This is a genomic window from Pseudomonas sp. BN505 (genome assembly GCF_029873175.1).
GTDB classification, from domain to species: domain Bacteria; phylum Pseudomonadota; class Gammaproteobacteria; order Pseudomonadales; family Pseudomonadaceae; genus Aquipseudomonas; species Aquipseudomonas putida.
In genome coordinates this window covers 37080-57193 of sequence record NZ_SSOI01000056.1, presented here as the reverse complement: position 1 = coordinate 57193, position 20114 = coordinate 37080, and the positions used below count along the sequence as shown (strand labels likewise).

18 protein-coding genes are annotated in these 20114 nt (G+C 62.8%); 15 read left to right on the top strand and 3 right to left on the bottom strand.

The features are described from left to right. Positions 1-97: 97 nt before the first annotated feature. The 7 genes from accA (at position 98) to ispD (ending at position 7805) form a co-directional block, all read left to right on the top strand. Complete coding sequence (accA, locus tag E8E78_RS18905; RefSeq protein WP_016501155.1) at positions 98-1045, top strand: acetyl-CoA carboxylase carboxyl transferase subunit alpha; 948 nt, start codon at positions 98-100, stop codon at positions 1043-1045. A 132-nt stretch (positions 1046-1177) separates the two neighbouring features. Then, complete coding sequence (tilS, locus tag E8E78_RS18900) at positions 1178-2461, top strand: tRNA lysidine(34) synthetase TilS (protein WP_232893779.1); 1284 nt, start codon at positions 1178-1180, stop codon at positions 2459-2461. A gap of 269 nt (positions 2462-2730) precedes the next feature. Beyond that, complete coding sequence (locus E8E78_RS18895; protein WP_016501153.1) at positions 2731-4359, top strand: CTP synthase; 1629 nt, start codon at positions 2731-2733, stop codon at positions 4357-4359. A gap of 3 nt (positions 4360-4362) precedes the next feature. Continuing rightward, positions 4363-5208, top strand: a complete 846-nt coding sequence (gene kdsA / locus E8E78_RS18890) for a 3-deoxy-8-phosphooctulonate synthase (protein ID WP_016501152.1) — start codon at positions 4363-4365, stop codon at positions 5206-5208. Between the two features lie 154 nt (positions 5209-5362). Further along, positions 5363-6652, top strand: coding sequence for a phosphopyruvate hydratase (gene eno / locus E8E78_RS18885; RefSeq protein ID WP_016501151.1), 1290 nt, complete (start codon positions 5363-5365; stop codon positions 6650-6652). 167 nt (positions 6653-6819) lie between these two features. Next, on the top strand, positions 6820-7101 hold the full coding sequence (ftsB, locus tag E8E78_RS18880) for a cell division protein FtsB (protein ID WP_004375443.1): 282 nt from the start codon (positions 6820-6822) through the stop codon (positions 7099-7101). After that, positions 7098-7805: a 2-C-methyl-D-erythritol 4-phosphate cytidylyltransferase gene (gene ispD, locus E8E78_RS18875; protein ID WP_061203850.1), complete on the top strand. Its 708-nt coding sequence runs from the start codon at positions 7098-7100 to the stop codon at positions 7803-7805. Before ftsB ends, ispD begins: the two co-directional genes overlap by 4 nt. 132 nt (positions 7806-7937) lie before the next feature. Here the strand turns inward: ispD and E8E78_RS18870 are convergent, their stop codons facing one another. Then, positions 7938-8834, bottom strand: a complete 897-nt coding sequence (locus tag E8E78_RS18870) for a LysR substrate-binding domain-containing protein (protein WP_016501149.1) — start codon at positions 8832-8834, stop codon at positions 7938-7940. A 107-nt stretch (positions 8835-8941) separates the two neighbouring features. Between E8E78_RS18870 and E8E78_RS18865 the strand changes: the two genes are divergently transcribed. The 8 genes from E8E78_RS18865 (at position 8942) to rpoS (ending at position 16239) form a co-directional block, all read left to right on the top strand. Beyond that, positions 8942-10054, top strand: coding sequence for an S-(hydroxymethyl)glutathione dehydrogenase/class III alcohol dehydrogenase (locus E8E78_RS18865; RefSeq protein WP_016501148.1), 1113 nt, complete (start codon positions 8942-8944; stop codon positions 10052-10054). Between the two features lie 10 nt (positions 10055-10064). Further along, entirely contained in the window at positions 10065-10919 is an 855-nt protein-coding gene (gene fghA, locus E8E78_RS18860; protein ID WP_280311996.1) for an S-formylglutathione hydrolase, read from the top strand. Between the two features lie 167 nt (positions 10920-11086). Continuing rightward, positions 11087-11560, top strand: coding sequence for a 2-C-methyl-D-erythritol 2,4-cyclodiphosphate synthase (gene ispF, locus E8E78_RS18855; RefSeq protein WP_016501146.1), 474 nt, complete (start codon positions 11087-11089; stop codon positions 11558-11560). Beyond that, complete coding sequence (gene truD / locus E8E78_RS18850) at positions 11557-12615, top strand: tRNA pseudouridine(13) synthase TruD (protein WP_197899469.1); 1059 nt, start codon at positions 11557-11559, stop codon at positions 12613-12615. Before ispF ends, truD begins: the two co-directional genes overlap by 4 nt. Next, positions 12603-13352: a 5'/3'-nucleotidase SurE gene (gene surE, locus E8E78_RS18845; RefSeq protein WP_059396237.1), complete on the top strand. Its 750-nt coding sequence runs from the start codon at positions 12603-12605 to the stop codon at positions 13350-13352. The genes truD and surE overlap by 13 nt, the downstream gene beginning before the upstream one ends. Before the next feature lie 35 nt (positions 13353-13387). Beyond that, on the top strand, positions 13388-14026 hold the full coding sequence (locus E8E78_RS18840) for a protein-L-isoaspartate(D-aspartate) O-methyltransferase (RefSeq protein ID WP_015269209.1): 639 nt from the start codon (positions 13388-13390) through the stop codon (positions 14024-14026). A 239-nt stretch (positions 14027-14265) separates the two neighbouring features. Further along, on the top strand, positions 14266-15123 hold the full coding sequence (locus E8E78_RS18835; RefSeq protein ID WP_049276597.1) for a peptidoglycan DD-metalloendopeptidase family protein: 858 nt from the start codon (positions 14266-14268) through the stop codon (positions 15121-15123). Positions 15124-15231: 108 nt separating this feature from the next. Next, a complete protein-coding gene (gene rpoS / locus E8E78_RS18830) occupies positions 15232-16239 on the top strand; it encodes an RNA polymerase sigma factor RpoS (RefSeq protein ID WP_009686059.1) in 1008 nt (335 codons plus the stop codon). A 628-nt stretch (positions 16240-16867) separates the two neighbouring features. On the opposite strand, the gene fdxA is transcribed toward rpoS, so the two are convergent. Together fdxA and mutS are read right to left on the bottom strand one after the other, a co-directional pair. Then, on the bottom strand, positions 16868-17191 hold the full coding sequence (gene fdxA / locus E8E78_RS18825; protein WP_012270863.1) for a ferredoxin FdxA: 324 nt from the start codon (positions 17189-17191) through the stop codon (positions 16868-16870). A gap of 140 nt (positions 17192-17331) precedes the next feature. Beyond that, a complete protein-coding gene (mutS, locus tag E8E78_RS18820; RefSeq protein ID WP_016501142.1) occupies positions 17332-19905 on the bottom strand; it encodes a DNA mismatch repair protein MutS in 2574 nt (857 codons plus the stop codon). Between the last annotated feature and the right edge of the window lie 209 nt (positions 19906-20114).

Here is a 20114-nt window from a genome sequence, read left to right as displayed (position 1 = left end):
AATTTAATCTCGACCTGAATGCGCCTGATCCCTTAAGGTAGGGCGCCAAACGGATCAACCGGCCGGCCGCCTGGCCGTAGACCCAAGACGGATGACTATGAACCCGAATTTTCTCGATTTCGAACAGCCGATTGCCGACCTGCAAGCCAAGATCGAAGGCCTGCGCCTGGTAGGTAACGACAACTCGCTGAACATCAGCGATGAAATTGCCCGTCTGCAAGACAAGAGCAACACACTGACCGAAAGCATCTTCGGCAACCTGACCAGCTGGCAGATCGCCCGCCTGGCACGTCACCCGCGTCGTCCTTACACACTGGACTACCTGGAGCACATCTTCACCGAGTTCGAAGAGCTGCACGGTGACCGCCACTTCTCCGACGACGCCGCCATCGTCGGTGGTACCGCGCGCCTGGATGGCAAGCCGGTCATGGTCATCGGCCACCAGAAGGGCCGTGAAGTGCGCGAGAAGGTACGCCGCAATTTCGGTATGCCGCGCCCTGAAGGCTACCGCAAGGCTTGCCGCCTGATGGAAATGGCCGAGCGCTTCAAGATGCCGATCCTGACCTTCATCGACACCCCGGGTGCCTACCCGGGTATCGATGCCGAAGAGCGCAACCAGAGCGAGGCAATCGCCTGGAACCTGCGCGTGATGGCGCGCCTGAAAACCCCGATCATTGCTACCGTGATCGGTGAGGGTGGTTCTGGCGGTGCACTGGCCATCGGCGTGTGCGACCAGCTGAACATGCTGCAATACTCCACCTACTCGGTGATCTCGCCGGAAGGCTGCGCGTCGATCCTGTGGAAGACTGCCGACAAGGCGGCCGATGCCGCTGAGGCCATGGGCATCACTGCCGAGCGCCTGAAGAGCCTGAACATCGTCGACAAGGTCATCCAGGAGCCGTTGGGCGGCGCCCATCGTGACCCGGTGAAAGTGTCGGAAAGCATCCGTGCTGACCTGATCGAACAGCTGGACATGCTCGGCAAGTTCGATAACGACGCGCTGCTGGCTCGCCGTTACGAGCGCCTGATGAGCTACGGCCTCTGACATACCACCGGGGCCGCTCTGCGGCCCATTCGCCGGCAAGCCAGGCTCCCACCAGGCTCACTGTGGGAGCCTGGCTTGCCGGCGAAAGGGGGGCAAAGCACCCCCGGCAATCTCAAGCCATGTGAGGCCCTCATGATCAACCTCACCCCCTGGCTGCAAGCCCCCACCTGGTGCATAGCCTTCTCCGGTGGCCTCGACTCCACCGTCCTCCTGCACCTGCTGGCCACTCACGCCCGCAACCACGCTTCCCCCCCGCTGCGCGCCATCCATATCCACCACGGCCTGCAAGCCGCGGCCGACGCCTGGCCTGCCCACTGCCAAGCCATCTGCGACAACCTTGGCATCGAACTTCAGGTCATTCACGTCCAGGTCACTCCCGGCGCCAGCCTCGAACAGGGGGCCCGCGACGCTCGCTATGCCGCTTTCAAACAGTCCCTCGGCCCTGGCGACATTCTGTTCACCGGGCAGCACCGCGATGACCAGGCCGAAACCCTGTTGTTCCGCCTGTTGCGCGGCGCCGGGTTGCGTGGCCTGGCGGCGATGCCCGGGCAGCGGGCGCTAGGGCAGGGCACCCTGGTCAGGCCGTTGCTGGGTTGTTCACGCCAGCAACTGCATGACTATGCCAAGGCGAACGGGCTTGCCTGGATTGAAGACCCATCGAACGCCGACACACAATTTGCCCGCAACTACCTGCGCGGCGAAGTGTTCCCGCAGTTGCAACAACGTTGGCCACAGGCCAGCCAGAATCTTGCGCGCGCCGCAGAGCACCTGGGTGAAGCCCTGGGCCTGCTGGATGAACTGGCCCAGGGCGACCTGGCGCCTGCGCAGGAGGGGTCGTCCGTCGCCTGGTCGGGCCTGGACTCCCTTGACCTGGCCACGCTCATGGCGCTGTCGCCAGCCCGTCAGCGCAATGCCTTGCAATACTGGCTGAGCCGGCGCACCCGTTTGCCCGACACCCGGCATTGGGCCGGCTGGGCAGACCTGCGCGATGCTGCCGCCGATGCCCGGCCGGTCTGGCGGCTTGCCGATGGGCAGCTGCTGCGTAGCGATGGCCGAATCTGGTGGCTGAGCGGCGACTGGCTGCAACAGCCTGTCGGAGAAATGGCCTGGCCGAATTCAACGTTGCCCCTGGTACTGCCAGGTAACGGCAGGGTGCGTCTTGATGTCGCCGTGCCAATGGCTGGTCTGCGCATTGCCTACCGGCAGGGCGGCGAAATGCTGGAGGTTCCCGGCCGCGGCCGGCGCGATCTCAAGCGTCTGCTCAATGAGCAGCGGGTACCGTATTTCCTGCGTCCGCGCCTGCCGTTGCTGTACCAGGGCGAGCGCCTGCTGGCGGTGGCCAGCCTGCCCGGGCTGGTGCAGGCGGATTGCCAGCTGCATTGGCAGTTGCCGACGAGCGCGCAAGGTTTGAGATGAAGGGTACATTCCGGTAGACTACCCTCCCTTCTTGATACAACTTCTGTGGCTTCCGCGAAAACACAGGGGTTGCCGGTTACCAAGCAGTTTTTTGCTGGGCTGATTCTGAAAATGACGAGCGAGCTCCATGCCGGGGATACCCCTGGTCTGTACAGACGCGACAGTTTTTCGAGATGCACTGTGACTGACGCAGGTGATCGGGGGCTTCGGCCTTCCTTCGCTTTCTCCGGCGGCGCTGGCCGCCTTAACGCAGACTTCTAGGGTTTTTCATGACGCGCTACATATTCGTCACGGGCGGTGTTGTTTCTTCATTGGGGAAAGGCATTGCCTCGGCTTCCCTGGCGGCCATCCTGGAAGCGCGGGGCCTGAAGGTCACCATGCTCAAGCTGGATCCGTACATCAACGTCGATCCGGGCACCATGAGCCCGTTCCAGCACGGTGAAGTGTTCGTCACCCACGATGGCGCCGAGACTGACCTCGACCTGGGCCACTACGAGCGGTTCATCCGCACCACCATGACCCAGAACAACAACTTCACCACTGGTCGCATTTACGAGCATGTGCTGCGTAAAGAGCGTCGTGGTGACTACCTGGGCGCGACCATCCAGGTCATCCCGCACATCACCGACGAGATCAAGCGTCGCATCATCAAGGGCGCCGGCGATGCCGACGTGGCCCTGGTGGAAATCGGCGGTACCGTGGGTGACATCGAGTCGCAGCCGTTCCTCGAGGCCATTCGCCAGCTGCGCGTCGAAGTGGGCTCCAAGCGCGCCATGCTGATGCACCTGACCCTGGTCCCGTACATCGCCACCGCTGGCGAAACCAAGACCAAGCCGACCCAGCACTCGGTCAAGGAACTGCGCTCCATCGGCCTGCAGCCTGACGTGCTGATCTGCCGCTCCGACCACCCGGTCGATGCTTCGTCGCGTCGCAAGATCGCGCTGTTCACCAACGTTGAAGAGCGTGCGGTGATTTCGCTGGAAGACGTCGACACCATCTACAAGATCCCGGGCGTGCTGCACGCACAGGGCCTGGACGACTTCGTCGTCGAGCGTTTCGGCCTGCAGTGCAATGGCGCCGACCTGTCCGAGTGGGACAAGGTGGTCGATGCCAAGCTCAACCCTGAGCACGAAGTGACCATCGCCATGGTCGGCAAGTACATGGAGCTGCTGGATGCGTACAAGTCGCTGATCGAAGCGATGAGCCACGCCGGCATCACCAACCGCACCAAGGTCAACCTGCGCTACATCGACTCGGAAGACATCGAGAACCAGGGCACCAGCCTGCTCGAAGGCGCCGACGCCATTCTGGTGCCGGGCGGTTTCGGCCTGCGCGGCGTGGAAGGCAAGATCACCGCGGTGCAATACGCCCGTGAGAACAAGGTACCGTACCTGGGCATCTGCCTGGGCATGCAGGTGGCCGTGATCGAGTTCGCCCGTAACGTGATGGGCTGGAAAGACGCCAACTCCACCGAGTTCGACCGCAACAGCGGCCACCCGGTCGTCGGCCTGATCACCGAGTGGGCTGATGCCACCGGTGCCGTCGAGACCCGTACCGAGGCTTCCGACCTGGGCGGCACCATGCGCCTGGGCGCACAGGACTGCCAGCTGGCTGCCGGTTCCAAGGTGCACGACTGCTACAACAAGGACGTGATCACCGAGCGTCACCGTCACCGCTACGAAGTGAACAACAACCTGCTGCCGCAACTGGTCGACGCCGGCCTGGTGGTTTCCGGCCGTTCCGAAGACGGCGCGCTGGTGGAAGTGGTGGAGTCCAAGGACCACCCATGGTTCGTCGCCTGCCAGTTCCACCCGGAATTCACCTCCACCCCGCGTGACGGCCACCCGCTGTTCAGTGGTTTCGTCAAGGCAGCCCTGGCTCAGAAGAACAAGGCCTGATCAATGACCCAGAAGATCATTCGCGTCGGTAACATCGAGATCGCCAACGACAAGCCGTTCGTCCTGTTCGGCGGCATGAACGTCCTGGAGTCCCGTGACCTGGCAATGAAGGTCTGCGAAGAGTACGTGCGGGTGACCGAGAAGCTCGGTATCCCGTACGTGTTCAAGGCCAGCTTCGACAAGGCCAACCGTTCGTCGGTGACGTCCTACCGTGGTCCGGGCATGGAAGAAGGGCTGAAGATCTTCGAAGAGATCAAACGCACCTTCAACGTGCCGGTGATCACCGACGTGCACGAGCCTTACCAGGCCGAGCCCGTCGCCAAGGTGTGCGACATCATCCAGCTGCCGGCCTTCCTGTCGCGGCAGACCGACCTGGTGGTGGCCATGGCCAAGACCGGCGCGGTGATCAACATCAAAAAGGCCCAGTTCCTCGCACCCCAGGAAATGAAACACATCCTGGCCAAGTGCGCTGAGGCTGGTAACGACCAGTTGATCCTCTGCGAGCGTGGTTCGAGCTTCGGCTACAACAACCTTGTAGTGGACATGCTCGGCTTCGGCATCATGAAGCAGTTCGAGTACCCGGTGTTCTTCGACGTGACCCACGCCCTGCAGATGCCGGGTGGTCGCAGCGATTCCGCCGGTGGCCGCCGCGCCCAGGTCACCGACCTGGCCAAGGCCGGTATGAGCCAGGGCCTGGCCGGCCTGTTCCTCGAAGCCCACCCCGACCCGGACAACGCCAAATGCGATGGCCCATGCGCCCTGCGCCTGGACAAACTGGAGCCATTCCTGGCCCAGCTCAAGCAACTGGACGACCTGGTGAAAAGTTTTCCGACGGTAGAAACCGCGTAAAGCTCATTTCTCGGGTAAAGTACCGCCCGATCCACCCCTGACCAATCGGTCAGGGGCTCCCTTCACCCGGCCTGCCCACTGCAAAGTCCGCCTGGTGAACGGCAAGAATTTCTTAAGCTAGGTTGTTTTCGTCAATTCTGGAGTGCTTACAACAATGGCAAAAATCGTCGACATCAAAGGTCGTGAAGTTCTCGATTCGCGTGGCAACCCCACCGTGGAAGCCGATGTACTGCTCGACAACGGCATCATCGGCAGCGCTTGCGCGCCGTCCGGTGCTTCCACCGGCTCGCGCGAAGCGCTGGAGCTGCGTGATGGCGACAAGAGCCGTTACCTGGGCAAGGGCGTGCTGAAAGCCGTCGGCAACATCAACGGCCCGATTCGTGAGCTGCTGCTGGGCAAGGACCCTTCCGACCAGAAGGCCCTGGACCGCGCCATGATCGAACTGGACGGTACCGAGAACAAGGCCAAGCTGGGCGCCAACGCCATCCTGGCTGTTTCCCTGGCTGCCGCCAAGGCCGCTGCCCAGGACCAGGACCTGCCGCTGTACGCGCACATCGCCAACCTGAACGGCACCCCGGGCCAGTACTCGATGCCGGTTCCGATGATGAACATCATCAACGGTGGCGAGCACGCCGACAACAACGTCGACATCCAGGAGTTCATGGTTCAGCCGGTTGGCGCCAAGACCTTCTCCGACGGCCTGCGCATGGGTACCGAAATCTTCCACCACCTCAAAGCCGTGCTGAAGGCCCGTGGCCTGAACACCGCCGTGGGTGACGAAGGTGGTTTCGCGCCTAACCTGGCTTCCAACGAAGACGCCCTGGCTGCCATCGCCGAAGCGGTCGAAAAAGCCGGCTACAAGCTGGGCACCGACGTGACCCTGGCACTGGACTGCGCGGCTTCCGAATTCTACGAAGACGGCAAGTACAACCTGTCCGGCGAAGGCAAGTCGTTCGACGCCGAAGGCTTCGCCGAGTACCTGAAAGGCCTGACCGAGCGCTTCCCGATCATCTCGATCGAAGACGGCCTGGACGAGTCCGACTGGGCTGGCTGGAAGATCCTCACCGACAAGATCGGCGAGAAAGTACAGCTGGTTGGCGACGACCTGTTCGTGACCAACACCAAGATCCTCAAGGAAGGCATCGAGAAGGGCATCGGTAACTCGATCCTGATCAAGTTCAACCAGATCGGCTCGCTGACCGAAACCCTGGAAGCCATCCAGATGGCCAAGGCTGCCGGCTACACCGCGGTGATCTCGCACCGTTCCGGTGAAACCGAAGACTCGACCATTGCCGACCTGGCCGTGGGTACTGCTGCCGGCCAGATCAAGACCGGTTCGCTGTGCCGTTCCGACCGCGTTTCCAAGTACAACCAACTGCTGCGCATCGAAGAGCAACTGGGTGCCAAAGCGGTTTACCGTGGTCGTGCCGAGTTTCGCGGCTAAGCAAGAGATGGTAAAAAGACAGCAGCCGGAGCTGTAGGACGTTCGTACTGAACGTTACTACGTTCCAACGGGTTTCTGTCTACGAAGCCTGGCCTCGGCCAGGCTTCGTGCTATTTGAGACCCCGAAATGCATAGTGTGCGGCGGTCTTTTTAACCTGGATACCTAGATGCGCAGTCCTTATTGGTTGTTCCTCGTCCTGCTCCTGCTGCTGGGTGGCCTGCAGTATCGCCTGTGGGTGGGTAATGGCAGCCTGGCGCAAGTGACCGAGCTGAAGCAGCAGATTGCCGAGCAGCATGCCGAAAACGAGCGGCTGCTGGAGCGTAACCGTGTGCTCGATGCCGAAGTGCTGGAGCTGAAAAAAGGCATGGAGACCGTTGAAGAGCGGGCTCGCCACGAATTGGGAATGGTCAAAGAGGGCGAAACCCTCTTCCAGTTGCCACAGAAATGATCGATACCTTGCCGGCCTTCTGGGCCGTGATTCCTGCTGCGGGCGTTGGTGCCCGCATGGCTGCCGACCGCCCCAAGCAATACCTGGAGCTGGCCGGGCAGACCCTTCTCGAGCACAGCCTCGACTGTTTTCTTGGCCACCCGGGGCTTAACGGCGTGGTGGTCAGCATTGCTGAAGATGACCCGTTCTGGCCCACCCTGCGTTGCGCCAGCGACTCGCGCATCCAGCGCGCAGCGGGCGGGCGTGAGCGCGCCGATTCGGTGCTTAATGCGTTGCTGTTGCTGCATGCCCAAGGGGCCTCGGACAGCGACTGGGTGCTGGTGCACGATGCCGCGCGGCCGAACCTTGCGCGCAGCGACCTGGACAAGTTGTTGTCGGAGCTGGCAAACGACCCGGTGGGTGGCCTGCTGGCCGTGCCAGCACGCGACACCCTCAAGCGTGCCGACAGTAATGGGCGGGTGAGCGCCACCGTGGACCGCAGCACTATCTGGCAGGCTTACACCCCGCAGATGTTCCGCCTTGGGGCGTTGCACCGGGCGCTGGCCGAGTGCCTGGTGTCGGACGTGGTGGTGACCGATGAGGCCTCTGCCATCGAATGGTCCGGCCATGCGCCGCGGCTGGTGGAAGGGCGCAGTGACAACATCAAGGTCACCCGCCCCGAAGACCTGGAATGGTTGCGCCAGCGCTGGGCGGGCAGGCGCTGAACGTCGCTCTTCTGTACCGGCCTCTTCGCGGGTGAACCCGCTCCCACAGGATCTCCACCGGATCAGCAACCTGTGGACTACCTGTGGGAGCGGGTTCACCCGCGAAGGGGCCGGTACAGCAAATGTATCCCTTCAGCCAAGCTTATATTCCGGCAACCCCGCCAACCCTTCCTTCAGGTAATCCACCAGCCTCCGCACCTTCGGCGACAGGTGCCGCTGCTGCGGATACAGCGCCCACACTGCCGTATTTGGCGGCTGGTGCGCCTCCAGCAAGGACACCAGCGCACCACTGTTCAGGTGCTCCAGCACGTAGTAATCCGGCAACTGGCACAACCCTATCCCTTGCAGCGCCGCGTCCAGCACTGCCTGGCCACTGTTGCAGCGCCAGTTGCCTTGTATCCGCTGGCTGATCTCGCGGCCGTCCTGTTGCAGTGCCCACAAGTCCGAACTGCCCACCAAGCAATTGTGCCGCGCCAGTTCCGACAGGCTGTGCGGCCGGCCATAACGTTCCAGGTAGGCCGGCGAGGCGCACAGGTACATGCGCCGCGGCGCCAGGCGCGTGGCCACCAGCCGGGAATCGGCCAGGCGGCCCAGGCGGATGGCCAGGTCCATGCCCTCATGCAGCAAGTCGAGGGTGTGGTTGCTCAGTTCCACATCCACCCGCAACTGCGGGTATAGCGCCATGAACCGTGTTACCAACGGCACGATGAAGCGCTCGCCGTAGGCGACCGCGCAGGTCATGCGCAGCAACCCTTTGGGCTCGCTGGCCAGGTCACCCATCGCGCGCAGGGCTTCCTCGCGGCCATCCTGCAGGCGCTGGCAATGCTGCAGAAAAGTCTGCCCGGCCTCGCTCAGGGTGACCCGGCGGGTGCTGCGGTACAGCAGGCGCGTCTGCAGGCGCTCCTCCAGCCGGGCGATCTGGCGGCTGATGTGCGACGACGAAACCCCCAGGCGTTCGGCTGCTGCCGTGAACTGGCCCGATTCCGCCACGGCGACGAATTCGTCGATGCCTTCCCAGCGGCTGCTCATGGATTGTCCCTGTGTGGCAATAATGTTTTGTCTTTGGCCGGATTATTCATCAAAAGGTGGTGAATTACACTGTTAGTCTGAATCGACCCTCTGTCTGGAGACCTTTGATGATCAAGTCCCGTGCTGCCGTAGCCTTCGAAGCCAAGAAACCCCTGGAAATCGTCGAAGTCGACGTGGCCATGCCCAAGGCCGGTGAAGTGCTGCTGCGTGTGGTCGCCAGTGGTGTCTGCCACACCGATGCCTACACCTTGTCCGGTGCCGACCCGGAAGGCATCTTCCCGTCGATCCTCGGCCATGAAGGCGGCGCGATCGTCGAAGCGGTAGGCGAGGGCGTGACCTCGGTGGCCGTGGGCGACCATGTGATCCCGCTGTACACCCCGGAATGCGGCAAGTGCAAGTTCTGTCTCTCGGGCAAGACCAACCTGTGCCAGGCCATACGCGCTACCCAGGGCAAGGGCCTGATGCCGGACGGCACCACGCGCTTCTCGTACAAGGGCCAGCAGCTGTTCCACTATATGGGCACCTCGACCTTCTCCGAGTACACCGTGCTGCCGGAAATCTCCGTGGCCAAGATCCAGAAAGAAGCACCCCTGGAAAAGGTCTGCCTGCTGGGCTGTGGCGTCACCACCGGTATCGGCGCGGTGCTCAACACCGCCAAGGTCAAACCCGGTGACACCGTGGCCATCTTCGGCCTGGGCGGCATCGGCCTGTCGGCAGTGATCGGTGCGGTCAAGGCCAAGGCCTCGCGCATCATCGCCGTCGACATCAACCCAGCCAAGTTCGAGATCGCCCGCCAACTGGGTGCCACCGACTGCATCAACCCGAAAGAATACGACCGCCCGATCCAGGAAGTGATCGTCGACCTCACCGACGGCGGCGTGGACTTCTCCTTCGAGTGCATTGGTAACGTGCAACTGATGCGCGCTGCCCTGGAATGCTGCCACAAGGGCTGGGGCGAGTCGGTCATCATCGGCGTAGCCGGTGCCGGGCAGGAAATCGCCACCCGTCCGTTCCAGCTGGTCACCGGGCGCGTCTGGCGTGGTTCGGCGTTTGGCGGCGTGCGTGGCCGCAGCGAGCTGCCAAGCTACGTGGAAATGTCTGAAAAAGGCGAGATTCCGCTGGATACCTTCATCACCCATACCATGGGCCTGGAGGACATCAACAAAGCCTTTGACCTGATGCATGAAGGCAAGAGCATCCGCAGCGTGATCCACTTCTGAGAGGTGTGCCATGAGCCTGGATAACATCTCCTGTCAGAAGAGCTTCGGCGGCTGGCACAAGCGTTACCGGCATCACTCCAAGGCGCTGGGCTGCGACATGGTGTTTGCCGTGTACCTGCCACCGCAGGCCGAGCAGGGCGAGAAGCTGCCGGTGCTGTACTGGCTTAGCGGCCTCACCTGCACCGACGAGAACTTCATGCAGAAGGCCGGCGCCCAGCGCATGGCTGCGGAGCTTGGGCTGATCATCGTGGCCCCCGACACCAGCCCGCGTGGCGAGCAGGTGCCGGGCGACCCGGACGGCGCCTGGGACTTCGGCCTGGGGGCCGGCTTCTTCCTCAACGCCACCCAGCAACCCTGGGCCCAGCACTACCGCATGCACGACTATGTGGTGGAGGAGTTGCCGGCGCTGATCGAGGCGCACTTCCCGGCGTCGGGCGAGCGCAGCATCAGCGGCCACTCCATGGGTGGGCACGGCGCGCTGGTGTGCGCCTTGCGCAACCCGGGGCGCTACCGCTCGGTGTCGGCGTTTTCGCCGATCAGCAACCCGATGGACTGCCCGTGGGGCGAGAAGGCCTTCAGCCGCTACCTGGGTGAAGACCGAGCGCGCTGGCGCGAGTGGGATGCCAGCGTACTGCTGGCCGAAACCCCTGCTGGCCAATGCCCGCCGTTGCTGGTCGATCAGGGCGACCGTGACGACTTCCTTGAAAAGCAGCTCAAGCCCGAAGCGCTGGAGCAGGCTGCACGTAAAGGGGGGCATGAAATGACCCTGCGGTTGCAGCCGGGCTACGACCATAGCTACTACTTCATTGCCAGCTTCATCGAGGATCACCTGCGCCATCATGCGGTGGCACTGGGGCGGGTTTAACGCTTCGAAGGCTGCGTTGTTTTCTTCGCGGGCACGCCCGCTCCCACAGGCTTGCGGTTCCTGTGGGAGCGGGCGTGCCCGCGAAGGGCTGCGCAGCAGCCCCCAATCCCACAAATCCCCTGTAAAGCAGGTAGAATCACGCCCTGACTCATTCAGGGCGTTTTTCTATGCGTATTGGCCATGGCTACGATGTGCACCGTTTCTGCGACGGTGATTTCATTACCCTGGGCGGGGTGCGTATCCCCCACAAATACGGCCTGCTGGCCCATTCCGACGGCGACGTGCTGCTGCACGCCCTGAGCGATGCCTTGCTGGGCGCCGCGGCGCTGGGCGATATCGGCAAGCACTTCCCCGACACCGACCCACAATTCAAGGGTGCCGACAGCCGCGTGCTGCTGCGCCATGTAGTCGGCATCGTCAAGGCCAAGGGCTGGAAGGTCGGCAATGTCGACGCCACCATCGTCGCCCAGGCGCCGAAGATGGCCCCGCACATCGAGACCATGCGCCAGCTGATCGCCGAAGACCTTCAGGTCGAACTCGACCAGGTCAACGTCAAGGCCACCACCACTGAAAAGCTGGGCTTCACCGGCCGTGAGGAGGGGATTGCCGTGCATTCGGTCGCCCTGCTGCTGCCGGCATGACCGAACTGGAACTGCTGGGCCCGCGCGCATCGGGCGAACCCTTGGGCACTGCTGTCCTCAAGGCGGTGGCTGAAGACTTCCAGGTCGATGAAGTGCTGGACATTCCGCTGTCCGGCCAAGGCGAGCACCTGTGGCTGTGGGTCGAAAAGCGTGACCTGAACACCGAAGAGGCTGCCCGCCGCCTGGCGCGCGCCGCAGGCGTGCCGGTGCGTTCGATCAGCTACGCCGGGCTCAAGGACCGTCAGGCCCTGACCCGCCAGTGGTTCAGCCTGCACCTGCCGGGCAAGGCCGACCCGGACCTGTCGCGCGCTGAAGATGCCAGCCTGCGCGTGCTCAAGCAGGTGCGCCACCAGCGCAAGCTGCAGCGTGGCGCGCATTCGGCCAACGGCTTCACCCTGCGCCTGACGGCCCTGGCTGCCGACCACCAGGCTGTGGATGCACGCCTGGCACAGCTCAAGCAGCACGGTGTGCCCAACTATTTCGGCACCCAGCGCTTCGGTCACGGCGGGGGCAACGTGCATGACGCGCTCGACTGGGCCGCCCGCAAAGCATTACCCGAGCAGCGCAACGTGCGTTCGCGGCTGCTTTCGGCCGGGCGCAGCTACCTGTTCAACCAGGTGCTGGCGGCACGTGTCGCCGAAGGTAGCTGGGCGCAGGCCCAGGTCGGCGACCTGCTGGCGTTCACCGACAGCCGTAGCTTCTTCCCGGCTGGCGAGGCGGAATGCGCCGACCCACGCCTGGCGATTCTCGACCTGCACCCGACCGGCCCGATGTGGGGCGAGGGCGACTCGCCTGCAAGCGGCGCCATCGCGCAGCTGGAAAATGCCGTCGGCGCACGGCAGCCGGCACTTTGCCAGTGGTTGGCGCAGGCGGGCATGGATCACGAACGGCGTATTTTGCGGCTCCCTATTGGCGGCCTGACATGGCATTATCCCGAGCCTGATATCCTGCAACTGGAATTCGTCCTGCCGGCCGGATGCTTCGCCACCGTAGTGGTGCGCGAAGTCTTGGATCTGGTGTCGGCAGGGCAGACGGACAGCCCATGCGTATTCTGATTTCGAACGACGACGGTGTTACCGCACCCGGCCTCGCCGCGCTGCACGCTGCGCTGGCGGATTATGCCGAGTGCGCGGTGATCGCCCCGGATCAAGACAAGAGCGGCGCCAGCAGTTCACTGACGCTGGACCGGCCACTGCACCCGCAGACCCTGGCCAACGGCTTCATCAGCCTCAACGGCACACCGACCGACTGTGTGCACCTGGGGCTCAATGGGCTGTTGCCGCAGGTGCCGGACATGGTCGTGTCGGGGATCAACCTCGGTGCCAACCTGGGTGATGACGTCTTGTACTCCGGTACGGTCGCCGCTGCGTTGGAAGGCCGTTTCCTGGGCACCACATCGCTGGCGTTTTCGCTGTTGTCGCGTCAGCCCGACAACCTGCCGACGGCGGCCTACATCGCCCGTCGCCTGGTCGAGGCACAGTCGCGTCTGGTGCTGCCGCCACGCACCGTCCTCAACGTCAATATCCCCAACTTGCCGCTGGAGCACATCCGTGGCATCCAGCTCACCCGCCTCGGTCACCGGGCGCGGGCGGCGGCACCGACCAAGGTGGTCAACCCGCGCGGCAAGGAAGGCTACTGGATCGCCGTGGCCGGTGATGCCGAAGATGGCGGCCCTGGCACCGATTTCCATGCGGTGATGCAAGGCTTCGTCTCGATCACGCCGCTGCAGCTCGACCGTACCTTCAATGATGCCTTCGAGCAGCTCGACGGTTGGCTGGAGGGCCTGCTCTGATGCGCGAGGACGATATGCTACGGCGTGGTATCGGCATGACCTCCCAGCGTACCCGGGAGCGTCTGATCCAGCGCCTTTGCGAAGAGGGTGTGTCGAACACCAAGGTGCTCGACGTGATCCGGCGTACCCCGCGTCATCTGTTCGTCGACGAGGCACTCGCGCATCGTGCATACGAAGACACCGCGTTGCCGATCGGCCACAACCAGACCATCTCCCAGCCCTTCATGGTTGCCCACATGAGCGAGCTTCTGCTCGAAGCCGGTCCGTTGGACAAGGTGCTGGAGATCGGCACTGGCTCGGGTTACCAGACGGCGATCCTTGCCCAGCTGGTGGAGCGGGTATTCTCGGTCGAGCGTATCAAGGTGCTGCAGGACCGGGCCAAAGAGCGCCTGGTGGAGCTGAACCTGCGCAATGTGGTATTCCGCTGGGGCGATGGTTGCGAAGGCTGGCCGGCGCTGGCGCCGTACAACGGCATCATCGTCACGGCAGTGGCGCCGGAAGTGCCGCAGGCACTGCTTGATCAACTGGCACCTGGTGGCCGCATGGTGATCCCGGTGGGGCCGGCCGGCGAAACCCAGCAACTGATGCTGATCGTGCGCGAGGAGCATGGATTCTCCCGCAGAGTGCTGGGGGCAGTGCGCTTCGTACCGCTGCTCAATGGCCCGCTGGCCTGAGCACTGCGCCGAGCCGGGCGCTGGCGGTGTGAGCTGCGCGGTATTTTTGCGCCGGCGCCGAATTCTTGCAGCTTCGCCCTGTCTATCTGGCGGAGCGAAGCGCTAGCACGCAGCGCACATCGTGGCTTTGCTACAGCCTTTTGCATCAGCCTGCCATTACTGGCCGGCTTGGTTATAATTGCAACAATATTGCATTTCTTGTCTTCATATCGTATTTCGGCACCATGAGGGGAGCGCGGGTGGGTCACACAGTCATTCGGCAGCGCAAGGATGGGTCGGGTTTCAAGCTTCTGGTGATTGCACTGGCCATGGGCACGCTACTGGTGGGTTGCTCGAGCACCAGTAACACCAGCGCGCGGGTGGTCGACCGCAACAACAGCGTGCCCAAGCGCCCGGCGGTAACGTCCGGGCAGTACGTCGTCAAGCCGGGTGACACGCTGTTCTCCATCGCCTTCCGCTATGGCTGGGACTACAAGGAGCTGGCTGCGCGCAACGGTATCCCGGCGCCTTATACCATCCGCCCGGGCCAGGCGATTCGTTTCAGCAGTGGTTCGAGCAGCAGTACCACGGTGGTGACCAACCCGTCCTCGTCGAGCCGCACCACGGTCACGCGGCGGCCTGTGGGCAGCACTGCCACGGTGCCTGCCAGCACCGGCAAACCGGCCGCGCCGGCACCCTCCACCAGCTCGCCAGTGGTTGCCACCGTGCCCGCTGCGGAGCGCGCGGTAGGCGGCTGGACCTGGCCTGCCAACGGCGTGCTGATTGGAAAATTTGCTTCAAACGGTAGTTTGAATAAAGGCATTGATATCGCCGGTGATTTGGGACAGCCTGTTTTTGCTGCGTCTGATGGTGCGGTGGTTTACGCCGGGAGTGGTTTGAGGGGCTACGGCGAGCTGATCATCATCAAACACAGCGATACCTACGTCAGTGCCTACGGTCATAACCGCAGGCTGTTGGTTCGGGAGGGGCAGCAGGTCAAGGCAGGGCAGTCGATTGCTGAAATGGGGTCTACGGGCACAGATCGGGTGAAGCTGCATTTTGAGATTCGCCGCCAGGGCAAACCCGTCGATCCACTCCAGTTCCTGCCACGCCGTTGATCGTTGTACCCGGCCTGTTCCTGTGATGTAGAGGGGACAGGCTCCAGCGCTGCCAGGGATCAAGGTGCCGCTCGAGTCTGAGTTCGAACTCAGCAAAGGACTATAACAATGGCTCTCAGTAAAGAAGTGCCGGAGTTTGACATCGACGATGACGTCCTCCTCATGGAGACGGGCATCGTTTTGGAAACGGATGTGGTGTCAGACGAACCTGCTGTATCTTCGGTTCGGACGAGGGCCAAGTCGGGCTCTTCGCTCAAGCAACACAAATACATCGATTACACCCGGGCGCTGGATGCCACCCAGTTGTATCTCAACGAGATCGGCTTCTCGCCGCTGCTTTCGCCGGAAGAAGAAGTGCACTTTGCGCGCCTGTCGCAGAAGGGCGACCCCGCTGGCCGCAAGCGCATGATCGAAAGCAACCTGCGCCTGGTTGTAAAAATTGCCCGTCGTTACGTGAACCGCGGCCTGTCGCTGCTCGACCTGATCGAGGAGGGCAACCTGGGGTTGATCCGTGCGGTCGAGAAGTTCGACCCTGAGCGTGGTTTCCGGTTCTCGACCTATGCGACCTGGTGGATTCGCCAGACCATCGAACGGGCGATCATGAACCAGACCCGCACCATCCGCCTCCCCATCCACGTGGTCAAGGAACTGAACGTCTACTTGCGCGCCGCACGCGAGCTGACCCAGAAACTCGACCACGAACCCTCCCCGGAAGAAATCGCCACGCTGCTGGAGAAGCCGGTCGCCGAGGTCAAGCGCATGCTGGGCCTGAACGAGCGGGTGTCTTCGGTGGATGTGTCGCTTGGCCCGGACTCGGACAAGACCCTGCTCGACACCTTGACTGACGACCGCCCCACCGACCCATGCGAACTGCTGCAGGATGACGACCTGTCGCAGAGCATCGACCAGTGGCTGGGCGAGCTGACTGACAAACAGCGGGAAGTGGTAGTGCGTCGCTTTGGCCTGCGTGGGCATGAGAGCAGCACCCTCGAGGACGTAGGCCTGGAGATTGGCTTGACCCGGGAACGGGTACGGCAGATCCAGGTAGAGGGGCTCAAGCGCTTGCGAGAGATCCTTGAGAAGAACGGCCTGTCCAGCGAGTCGCTGTTCCAGTAGCGAAGGCCTGTCACACAAAACGCCCCGATGACCTCGGGGCGTTTTTGTGTGTGTCATTTGAGAATGTCGGGGGCGCTGCGCGCCCCATTCGCAGCACAAGGCTGCTCCTACAGGGATACGCGATCATGTAGGCAATCACGGTCTCATGTAGGAGCAGCCTTGTGCTGCGAATGGGCTGCAAAGCAGCCCCCAAAATCTGCCGGGTAAAACAGATATCTAATGTGTACTGCGCTACCCCAGTGACATTGCGTGTAAGCCTTTTCTTACTTGTTTTGTAAGCTATCTATGCAAGTCGCAGTAAATCATTGTCGTTTTCAGCCCCGGTATTTTTACAACCCATTGAAAAGCATGGCTTATTCGGCTGTGAGGAAATGTGTCCCCTGTAATACCTTGTGAGGTCTCGCGCTTGCCCGCCCGGCTGAACCCGCTAGTATTCGAACTGTGCACAGGGACATGCACAGGCATTCAGGACGAAGGCCAAGGACATCGCAAGAAGCGATTTCATCAGGAAGATGTTTGGGACAAGCAGGGACTACGGAAAAAAATGTGGGCGGGTCAAACCGCCCCTTTTTTTGCCCGCAGAAAAACAAAAAAGGCCCCGAGGGGCCTTTTTCGTGTCCGGGCGCTATCAGCGCTCCAGGTCTGCAATCTTGCCAGTCTTGCCGTCCCACTCTTCAGCGTCAGGCAAGGCATCCTTACGCTCGGTGATGTTTGGCCAGACTTCCGCCAGTTCGGCGTTCAGCTCGATGAAGTTCTCCATCCCGGCAGGGATTTCGTCTTCCGAGAAGATGGCTTGTGCCGGGCATTCCGGTTCGCACAGCGCGCAATCGATGCACTCGTCCGGGTGAATCACCAGGAAGTTCGGGCCTTCGTAGAAGCAGTCCACCGGACAGACTTCCACGCAGTCGGTGTATTTGCATTTGATGCAGTTGTCGGTGACGACGAAGGTCATTTCTAGTTCTCTCCTCAGGCGACGGCGGCGGCCCTTCCTCTCAGGGCCGCGCGGTTTACAGGTATGTGGCTGCAGGCCAGGCTAATAACCTGCAGCACCAGCAAACCGCGGCGGATTCTACCAGCTTGTAGTGGGCGCCGTTATAACAGGTTCTTTAGTTGATATAGCATTTCGATAGCTTGGCGCGGGGTCATGTCGTCCAGCTGGAGTTTGCCCAGCTTCTCGATGGCCGGGTGTGGCAGGCTGGCAAACAGATCGCTTTGGTGCGGTACCTGTGGCACATCCCTGGCCTTTTCGGCCGGGGCGTGTTCATGGGGCAGGCTGGTGGTTTCCAGGCGCGCCAGGTGTTCGCGAGCACGCTGGATCACGACCCCCGGCACGCCGGCCAGTTGTGCCACGGCCAAGCCGTAGCTCTGGCTGGCAGGGCCAGGCAGTACATGGTGCAGGAACACGATGCGCTCGTTGTGCTCGGTTGCATTCAGGTGCACGTTGGCCACCAGCGGCTCATTCTCCGGCAGCACGGTGAGCTCGAAGTAGTGGGTGGCGAACAGGGTATAGGCGCGCAACTGGGCCAGGCGCTCGGCGGCAGCCCATGCCAGTGACAGGCCGTCGAACGTACTGGTGCCGCGGCCCACTTCGTCCATCAGCACAAGGCTGCGGTCGGTCGCGTTGTGCAGGATGTTGGCGGTTTCGCTCATCTCGACCATGAAGGTCGAACGCCCGCCGGCCAGATCGTCGCTGGAGCCGATGCGGGTGAAGATGCGGTCGACCAGCGACAGTTCGCAGCTGGCCGCCGGCACGAAGCTGCCGATGTGCGCCAGCAGCACGATCAGGGCGGTCTGGCGCATGTAAGTGGACTTACCGCCCATGTTCGGGCCGGTGATGATCAGCATGCGCGTGCTGTTGTCCAGGCCCAGGTCGTTGGCCACGAACGGCGTGGTCAGTACCTGCTCCACGACCGGGTGGCGGCCTTGCTCGATACGCAGGCACGGCTCGTCGACGAAGCGCGGGCAGTTCAGGTCGAGGTTCAGCGCACGTTCGGCCAGGTTGCTGAGCACATCCAGTTCGGCCAGGGCGGCGGCGCTGTCTTGCAGCGGCGCCAGGTGGCTGATCAGGGTTTCCAGCAGGGCGTCGTAGAGCATCTTCTCACGGGCCAGGGCGCGGCTCTTGGCCGACAGCGCCTTGTCCTCGAACACTTTCAGCTCGGGGGTGATGAAGCGCTCGGCGCCCTTGAGGGTCTGACGGCGGATGTAGTCGCCCGGCGCCTGCTCGGCCTGCTTGGTCGGCAGCTCGATGAAGTAGCCGTGCACGCGGTTGTAGCCGACCTTGAGGTTGGCAAGGCCGGTGCGGGCCTTTTCACGGGTTTCCAGGTCGATCAGGAACTGGCCGGCGTTCTCGCTGATCGCCAGCAGCTCGTCCAGCTCGTTGTCATAGCCGGTCTTGAGTACGCCGCCATCGCGGATCACCGCTGGCGGGTTGTCGATGATCGCCCGCTCCAGCAGGCTGGCCAGTTCCGGATAGGTGCCGGTAATGGCCGCCAGGCGCGCAAGGTGCGGCGCCTCCAGCTCGCTCATGGCATTCTGCAGTTCGGGCAAGGCACCCAATGCATCGCGCAGGCGCGCCAGGTCGCGAGGGCGGGCATTGCGCAGGCCGATTCGGGCGAGGATCCGCTCGATGTCGCCAATTTCTTTCAGCTGCGGCTGCAGCTTCTCGAAGCTGTAGCTGTCGAGCAGGCAGCGGATCGAGTCCTGGCGTGCCTGCAATACCTTGAGGTCGCGCAACGGGCGGTTCAGCCACCGGCTCAGCAAGCGGCTGGCCATGGCAGTCTGGCAGCGGTCGACCACCGATTGCAGGGTGTTGTCCCGCCCGCCCGCCAGGTTGACGTCCAGCTCCAGGTTGCGACGGCTGGCGCCATCGAGGATGACCGTGTCGTCCAGGCGTTCGTGGCGCAGGCTGCGCAGGTGCGGCAGGGCGGTGCGCTGGGTTTCCTTGGCGTAGGTCAGCAGGCAGCCGGCGGCGCCGATGGCCAGGGTCAGCTTGTCGCAGCCAAAGCCCTTGAGGTCCTTGGTCGCGAACTGCTGGCACAGGGCCTTGCGCGCCGAATCGCGGTCGAAGTCCCACGGTGCACGGCGGCGGGCGCCCGGGCGTTTTTCGGCGGGCAGGTCGCGTGGCCAGTCGTCAGGGATCAGCAGCTCGACCGGGTTGAGGCGCTCAAGCTCGGCCAGCAGGTTCTCCCAGCCTTTGATTTCCTGCACGCTGAAATTGCCGCTGGTGATGTCCAGCACGGCCAGGCCGAACAGGCGTTCGTCACCAAGCAGCGCGGCAATCAGGTTGTCGCGACGCTCGTCCAGCAGCGCCTCGTCGCTGACCGTGCCTGGGGTGATGATGCGCACCACCTGGCGCTCCACCGGGCCCTTGCTGGTGGCCGGGTCGCCAATCTGTTCGCAGATCACCACCGATTCGCCCAGCTTGACCAGCTTGGCCAGGTAGCCTTCCAGCGAATGGAACGGAATCCCGCACATGGGGATGGACTGGCCGGCCGACTGGCCGCGCGCGGTCAGGGTGATGTCCAGCAGTTTTGCGGCCTTCTTCGCATCTTCGTAGAAGATTTCGTAGAAGTCGCCCATGCGGTAGAACATCAGCTGGTCCGGGTGCTGGTTCTTCAGCTTCCAGTACTGCTGCATCATCGGGGTGTGTGCGGAAAGATCGGAAATTGCTTTATTCATTAAAGGCTTAGAAAGTAGGTCTCAACATTGTGGGGCAAATTGGGGCGTTCCGTGTTGCGTGCGCGGCGCCGAGACCCACCTGATTTTTCAAGCCGCATAGGGTACCACGGCAACCGCACGGGCAGTACCTGCACGTCCTGGCCAGGATTGGAGTGAGGGCATATTGACAGTACGGCGTCCCCATGGAGAATTGGCGG

Excerpts from the sequence above, each read along its gene's own strand:
- accA (WP_016501155.1), top strand. The coding sequence starts at position 98 with ATGAACCCGAATTTTCTCGATTTCGAACAGCCGATTGCCGACCTGCAA.
- tilS (WP_232893779.1), top strand. The coding sequence starts at position 1,178 with ATGATCAACCTCACCCCCTGGCTGCAAGCCCCCACCTGGTGCATAGCC.
- E8E78_RS18895 (WP_016501153.1), top strand. The coding sequence starts at position 2,731 with ATGACGCGCTACATATTCGTCACGGGCGGTGTTGTTTCTTCATTGGGG.
- kdsA (WP_016501152.1), top strand. The coding sequence starts at position 4,363 with ATGACCCAGAAGATCATTCGCGTCGGTAACATCGAGATCGCCAACGAC.
- eno (WP_016501151.1), top strand. The coding sequence starts at position 5,363 with ATGGCAAAAATCGTCGACATCAAAGGTCGTGAAGTTCTCGATTCGCGT.
- ftsB (WP_004375443.1), top strand. The coding sequence starts at position 6,820 with ATGCGCAGTCCTTATTGGTTGTTCCTCGTCCTGCTCCTGCTGCTGGGT.
- ispD (WP_061203850.1), top strand. The coding sequence starts at position 7,098 with ATGATCGATACCTTGCCGGCCTTCTGGGCCGTGATTCCTGCTGCGGGC.
- E8E78_RS18870 (WP_016501149.1), bottom strand. The coding sequence starts at position 8,834 with ATGAGCAGCCGCTGGGAAGGCATCGACGAATTCGTCGCCGTGGCGGAA.
- E8E78_RS18865 (WP_016501148.1), top strand. The coding sequence starts at position 8,942 with ATGATCAAGTCCCGTGCTGCCGTAGCCTTCGAAGCCAAGAAACCCCTG.
- fghA (WP_280311996.1), top strand. The coding sequence starts at position 10,065 with ATGAGCCTGGATAACATCTCCTGTCAGAAGAGCTTCGGCGGCTGGCAC.
- ispF (WP_016501146.1), top strand. The coding sequence starts at position 11,087 with ATGCGTATTGGCCATGGCTACGATGTGCACCGTTTCTGCGACGGTGAT.
- truD (WP_197899469.1), top strand. The coding sequence starts at position 11,557 with ATGACCGAACTGGAACTGCTGGGCCCGCGCGCATCGGGCGAACCCTTG.
- surE (WP_059396237.1), top strand. The coding sequence starts at position 12,603 with ATGCGTATTCTGATTTCGAACGACGACGGTGTTACCGCACCCGGCCTC.
- E8E78_RS18840 (WP_015269209.1), top strand. The coding sequence starts at position 13,388 with ATGACCTCCCAGCGTACCCGGGAGCGTCTGATCCAGCGCCTTTGCGAA.
- rpoS (WP_009686059.1), top strand. The coding sequence starts at position 15,232 with ATGGCTCTCAGTAAAGAAGTGCCGGAGTTTGACATCGACGATGACGTC.
- fdxA (WP_012270863.1), bottom strand. The coding sequence starts at position 17,191 with ATGACCTTCGTCGTCACCGACAACTGCATCAAATGCAAATACACCGAC.